5 protein-coding genes and 3 pseudogenes are annotated in these 6008 nt (G+C 57.5%); 3 read left to right on the top strand and 5 right to left on the bottom strand.

Features of this window, described 5'->3' with window-relative positions; translation table 11 throughout:
* Positions 1-127 (top strand): annotated as a pseudogene (locus ATY79_RS31960) (LysE family translocator); the annotation flags it as partial.
* A gap of 53 nt (positions 128-180) precedes the next feature.
* Here the strand turns inward: ATY79_RS31960 and rpiB are convergent.
* Both rpiB and ATY79_RS09830 read right to left on the bottom strand, forming a co-directional pair.
* Positions 181-627: a ribose 5-phosphate isomerase B gene (rpiB, locus tag ATY79_RS09835; RefSeq protein WP_088703714.1), complete on the bottom strand. Its 447-nt coding sequence runs from the start codon at positions 625-627 to the stop codon at positions 181-183.
* A 451-nt stretch (positions 628-1078) separates the two neighbouring features.
* The gene (locus ATY79_RS09830; RefSeq protein WP_189637992.1) at positions 1079-1555 is read right to left on the bottom strand and encodes a MarR family transcriptional regulator; all 477 of its coding nucleotides are present in this window, start codon (positions 1553-1555) and stop codon (positions 1079-1081) included.
* Between the two features lie 58 nt (positions 1556-1613).
* On the opposite strand from ATY79_RS09830, the gene ATY79_RS09825 reads away from it, so the two are divergent.
* The gene (locus ATY79_RS09825; RefSeq protein WP_088703712.1) at positions 1614-2033 is read left to right on the top strand and encodes a cupin domain-containing protein; all 420 of its coding nucleotides are present in this window, start codon (positions 1614-1616) and stop codon (positions 2031-2033) included.
* 220 nt (positions 2034-2253) lie between these two features.
* Here ATY79_RS09825 and ATY79_RS09820 read toward each other — a convergent pair.
* The 3 genes and pseudogenes from ATY79_RS09820 to ATY79_RS31370 all read right to left on the bottom strand — a co-directional run.
* Positions 2254-2608 (bottom strand): annotated as a pseudogene (locus tag ATY79_RS09820) (electron transfer flavoprotein-ubiquinone oxidoreductase); the annotation flags it as partial.
* A 354-nt stretch (positions 2609-2962) separates the two neighbouring features.
* Positions 2963-3718, bottom strand: a complete 756-nt coding sequence (locus ATY79_RS09815) for a protein phosphatase 2C domain-containing protein (protein WP_189637991.1) — start codon at positions 3716-3718, stop codon at positions 2963-2965.
* A 171-nt stretch (positions 3719-3889) separates the two neighbouring features.
* Positions 3890-3988: pseudogene (locus tag ATY79_RS31370) on the bottom strand (DUF982 domain-containing protein); the annotation flags it as partial.
* Positions 3989-4218: 230 nt separating this feature from the next.
* Here ATY79_RS31370 and ATY79_RS09805 point away from each other — a divergent pair.
* Entirely contained in the window at positions 4219-5568 is a 1350-nt protein-coding gene (locus tag ATY79_RS09805; RefSeq protein ID WP_088703709.1) for a chloride channel protein, read from the top strand.
* Positions 5569-6008 lie beyond the last annotated feature (440 nt).

Genomic DNA, 6008 nt, shown 5'->3' with positions numbered 1-6008 from the left:
CGGGCACGTCATTCTCGCCGGCCGTGCTCGCAGGCTACTCAGGACGCCAAACATAGTACGCCGCGTGAACCAGACGGCCGGAGGGGTCATGGTCGGCGCTGGTGTCGTGGTCGTAGCAGCACGATGACGTCTAACCTTGAAATGAAACATATTCTCCCAGGGAAGAAGTAAAGTACGGCGCTACCCCTCAAGCGCCTCAATCATCTCCACCCGCGTCGCATGACGGCCGCCCTCGAAACGGGCGGTCAGGAACGCATCCACGATATCGAGAGCCAGTCCCTCGCCCACCGCGCGCATGCCAATCGAAAGCATGTTGGCATCGTTGTGCTGGCGGATCATGCGGGCTGAGAATGTATCGCCGCAGACGCCGCAACGGATGCCCTTTACCTTGTTCGCCGCCATCATGATGCCTTGGCCGGTGCCGCATAGGACGATGCCAAACCGGCAATCGCCGGAGGCGACGAGCCGCGCCGCCGCTTCGCCGTGCTTAGGATAGTGTGTGCTCTCCGGCGTCGTCGGTCCGATGTCGACCACCACCCAGCCTTGTTCCGCGATATGGCCGGCAATCGCCTGTCGCAGCTGAATGCCGGAGGGGTCGCTGGAGAGAACGATGCGGTTGGCTGTCATGGAGAAAGTCGTTCCGTTTCCAAGGTCAATTTCGCGGCTTGGTCGAGTTAGATCAGGTGCTCTTTGTTTCGTCAATTTTCGATTTCGAATGAAAGCATCGCCGCCACTGCCGTGAGCTTGACCGCGATCGGGCCGAGGCAACTCGTTGTCAGTTGCCCCCATTGCGGACTTTGCTGCGACCTCTAGCGAGGACAAATGCGAGTCGGTACATTTTCCCGAGCCCGATACTATGCCGCGTAAGTTCCCCAAGGCCCGAGATTTCTGGTAGTCCAGGATCGAAAGCTCGGCATAATTTGAATGTGTTGGAAATCCGGGTTCGGCCTTAAGCGGCCTTCACTCCCCGTAGACTTCCGTAGGCTAATATTTAATTGTTCAGCTCGGCTCACCTTCGGAGGTGCGGTTCTCGAACCGATCTGAGACAGCCCTTGCCACCGTCGCAAAGTTGAGTTTTTCAGCGGGTTGTCGGTATCTTTGCTTTGGTCGACAGCTGCTTCAACACATCTACGAAGTCATCGAAGCGCTCCTTTCCAACCTCTTCGGACCATTGCTCATGCAACTGCCGAAGGCATCCGAAAATGGCTGCGACGACTTCATGCCCCCGTGGCGTTAGATAGACCAATCGGCGATCGCTGCCGTCGGCTGCGCGCCGCTCGACATAGCCCAGGTCTTCAAGCTGGCCGAGCAGATAGTTCACAGCTTGTCGCGACATCCGCTTCTGACGCGCGAGGTCGGACGGTCTCATGCCATCCGGCAGCGGAAACGAGAACACGGCAAAATGCGCCTCCTGGAAGTCAGCAAACCCCGCCTCGTGAATGGCTTGCAGCATGCGGTCTCGCACATGCTGCCAGACAACGCGCAGCAGCGCGCCGAAGAACGGAGGGCCGGGCAACGCGTCGGGAATTGAATTCGGGGGTGATAGGATTGACATATATGTAAAGTCACTTTACTTGTTGATGTAAAGTTACTTTACATCGTGGAGACTTTCTATGGAAGCGGTGCAAAACGATATTGTGCGGATCGGACAACTCGAACTGCGTTTTCTCATCAGTGAAGTCGGCGCGACAGTATTCGAATTCACAGTGCCATCTCGGGCACGCGTCCCCGCTCCGCATCATCATCGCGATGCCGACGAATTCCTCTACGGCCTCGAAGGCACGCTCACGGTCATCGTCGATGGGCTAACGCACGAGATTCGCGCCGGCGACGCCGTGTTCATTCCGCGAGGGTCGGTACACCATCACGAGAACCTGCATGATGGCACAGCCAAGGCCTTGGCGACCATCACGCCGGGTACAATTGGACGGCGTTATTTCGAGGAAATTGCCGAGGTGGTCAACGTGCCCGGCAAACCGGACATCGCTAAGGCCAATGAGATCATGCTCCGCCACGGACTGGTCCCGGTCTGATCAGTTCACCTAAGCCTCGCAATTTTCCAGGTGATTGCGCAAGGAGACAAGAGCGTGACTAAGGCCGCCTTTGGCGCTTTCCTGCCTAGTGAAAGTTCCTCGATGATTGGTGGGCTCGGCATGACATCGCGGCCCTCACCGCGATGTCAATAGCTCCGGCAGGGATCAAAGTTTGTCGCGAAACGCCAATAATTCGTCGCCAGCCCTGAACCGGCCAGGCGCCGGTCGCCGCCTCGATGACGGCGCGCTGGTCATTATAGAGCACTTCGGTTGCGGCAAAGTCCGGATAGATCTCGACGCCGAGTTCTTCCGCCTTGGTCGCGAGCCACCGACAGACGTTGCCGAGCGAGACGATGTAATTACCGTGATTGTTCATTAAGGGCGGCATCAGGATGTACGGCAGGCGGATGGAGACTGCCGGGCCGAGCACCAGGAAGTGATCATCGGTCACCTCCGTCTTGAACGGATGGTCAGCCTCCTTTGCGCCAATCCGGCAGCAGCCGGTCGATGCCAACGGGATCAACGACGGTGCCGAACAGGATATGAGCGCCGACTTCCGCCCCCTTCTCCAGCAATTTCTTTCGGCGCGCTTCAGAGACCTTCCTTCGCGGCGCGATGAGCTAAGGCCGTTTGATTTCGGCAAAGATTAGAGCAAATGGCTACTCGTCTCAGTGAGGCTGGGCGGAAATGCAGACGACCTGCATTGTAAACAGTCATCTCCGCCACTTCGGCATTTGCCATCTATTAATAAGCAAATAGAAAGTCGATATTTTCGGCGATCGGTGCGCGCCGGACCGCCACCGAAAAGATGTTGTCAGAACAATCGTGACACAGGGCTAGCATCAATCCGAAAAATGGTTTTTGGGGAGCGCATCTCCCCAATTCTTCATGGCATCCAGAACCTGAGCCGGCCCGCATTCATCATATTGTCATCCAGACCCCAAGCCCACGACAATCACAGAAATGTTGTCGTCTCCGCCGGCCTCCAAAGCGGCCTGCAACAAAGCATTGGCAGCGGCTTGCACGTCCATTTCCATTGAAAGAACGCGATGAATGACGGCGTCCGGAAGCATGTCCGAAAGCCCGTCGCTGCAGAGGAGCAGCGTTTCCCCATCTCCAAGCGGCTCTTGAGTGCTGACGTGAGGAAAGATGCGACTCGGTGTAAGACGACCGCCCAGCGCCTGCGTTATCTGATGACTGCGCCATGCCTGGCCGAACTGTTCTGGCACGTCATCGACTGTGACTTTGATAAGCTTCCCGTGACCAGCACGGTAGCCTCGGCTATCGCCGACGTTGAAAACGGTGAGCGACGATGGGCCAAGTTCTACCCCCACCACTGTGGTGCCCATTCCCGTCAACTCCGGACGGCGCGCCATCAACTTGAATATCTCCTTGTTGGCACGGCGAATGCGATCATCCCAGTCAGCGTCGTCAAAGCGGTCCATATCTGCCTTGAGGCATTCCAGCGCGTAGCTACTCGCGACCTCACCGCGGGCGTGGCCACCCATGCCGTCCGCGATGACAAATGCCGGGCGTCCTTGGACGGAAACCGTACCACTGCGCGATGCGTCATCACCCACCAAGATGGCATTTGCGACGAGGATGGCATCCTCGTTCTGTTGGCGAACCAAGCCCTTGTGCGTGACTGAAGCATATTGGATTGTCGGACCCGATTGGACTGTCATCGCTGACCTCCCCATTTATCCTTGATACTCAGCCAGGCGTGCTGGCTCCGTGTCGCATTCTCCAATGCTCGAAGGTCCTGCGATATCCTGCGATAGATCAACAGCTATTTGGCAACGAGATGGACAACATCCCCTCCGATACGTCCGAGCGTCACCGTCGAGGACTACACGAATTGCAATCACGGGAATTCCGGCTTCCTCCGCAGCGTGAATGAATGCGTCTCGTGCTGCGCTTACCGGGATATGGCCATGAATAGCATTGAGGCAAGCGAAACGGAAATGTTCCGGGTCGTGCAGAACTCGAAGTTGTCGAGCAAGCCGACGAACTCCGATAGCTTCTTGGCGCCTTCACGCAGCTTAACTTGCCTTCGACCACCTGCTCGGTTGCGAATGATTGCAGTCGACCCCCGACATTCTTCTCAATAATACCCACCTCTCGGGGTGACGTGCCATGAAAGTGCGCGTACAAGGCCTAGACCTTACCCTACTTCAAGCGTCCAATGCCCCTCCCCTATCGAAAGTCAAAGGTTCTCCGCCGATCCCGTGTCTTATGGGGATCGTTCTCGCAATGGCGGCCGAGACTGGTTTTCTGGATAGGTGCAATCACGATCGGGATCGTAAGCGTCGGCTTCGCCGAGGCGGCCGATCTGGCGCAAAGAACATTCCTCTCGATCACTTCGTCGAGCCAGAACGCATTCTTGTTGTCGCTGCTGATCACGCCCATTGGCTTCATGCTCTCAGCCTATTTGGCAGCGCGGGTCTTTCCCAACTCCCAGGGAAGCGGCATCCCGCAAGCTATTGCGGCAAGACACCTTCATGATGACGAAGATCGCGGCCGATTGCTTTCTCTGCGCATTGCTGTCGGTAAGATTGTCCTGACTGTCCTGGGTCTGTTCTGTGGCGCGTCAATTGGACGTGAGGGACCCACTGTTCAGGTCGGTGGGTCTATCATGCTAACGGTGGCGCGTTGCGGCGGCATAGCCCAAGCACGAGGATTGATCCTGGCGGGATCGGCAGCCGGTATCGCCGCCGCATTCAATACACCGCTGGCAGGGATTGTCTTTGCAATAGAGGAAATGAGCCGCGCCTACGAGTCCCGTGCGAATGGAGTCGTTTTGACTGCCGTCGTTCTATCCGGCTTGGCCGCTCTTGGGCTTGCAGGCAACTACAACTACTTCGGCGAGGCTTCGGTGGCACCAACTGAAGTCAAGGACTGGGCTCTGGTCGTCATCTGCGGGGTCGGCGGCGGCGGGCTTGGCGCGAGCTTCAGCGGCTTCGCGCTTCATTTCGGCCAGCGGGTAAGGCGATGGGTTCATCCTAGACCGCTGCAGCGTGCCGTGATCGTTGCCGGACTGTGCGGGCTGGCCGTTGCCATCGTCGGTGTTGCATCGGATGGTGCGACTTTCGGCACTGGTTACGAACAGGCCAGGGGCGCTGTTGAAGGGCACGCCCCGCCGCTGATGTTCTTCACCGAAAAACTTGTTGCGAGCTTTCTGTCTATGCTCTCAGGCATACCCGGCGGCATATTCGCCCCCTCCCTTGCAATTGGGGCCGGATTTGGCAGCACCGTCGGCTCGTTATTCGGCTCCAGCATTGCGCTCGCCGCAATCTTGGGCATGGCAGGATACTTCTCTGGTATCGTCCAAGCGCCAATGACCGCCTTCGTCATTATCTTGGAGATGACTGGAGACCATCAGGCTGTGATGCCGATCATGGCGGTTTCGATGATCGGGTATATCACCTCCAGGATACTCACTCACGAGCCGCTTTATCATGGGCTTTCTCGCGTATTTATCGCGAGCGCGATCCGCGCACGTCGGTCGGCAGAAAAGAGGCCGACGGGCGACTGACATCTAACTCGCTGTGACCGCTCCCGGCCCCATTGCCGTCGCTTGCCTGTTACCCGAACGCGCAAACATTTGCCTGGATCGCGGTCTCCTTGATGGTATTGTCATAGAGAACGCCATCCAGTGGGGCACCATTACCAATGGCTAAAATGCCCAACGAGAAAGGCGGCGACAGTTCCGCGGACTTAGGTAAGACCACGCACGGACCATTGATGTCGGCTTGCGGCCCCAAGTCGGCCATCCGTCGCAGTGAAGCTGGCGTCCGCTGTTGGGCTCCGAGCCGACCTTCGCCGCAGGTAACCTGGGCGACTGTCTGGCGCTCCCAACTTGGTCACTCCAAGGTCAGACAACATTTTTCAAAAGCTGCCACTAGAGCGAAATTTTACAACAATGTACGACGTTGGGGAACGATGGCACCAGCCTGATGTTAGTCGTGCCGGATG

The organism is Rhizobium sp. R693 (genome assembly GCF_002211315.1).
Lineage (GTDB): Bacteria > Pseudomonadota > Alphaproteobacteria > Rhizobiales > Rhizobiaceae > Rhizobium.
Note: the sequence above shows the minus strand (reverse complement) of the source record. Positions and strands in the feature narration are given on the sequence as shown.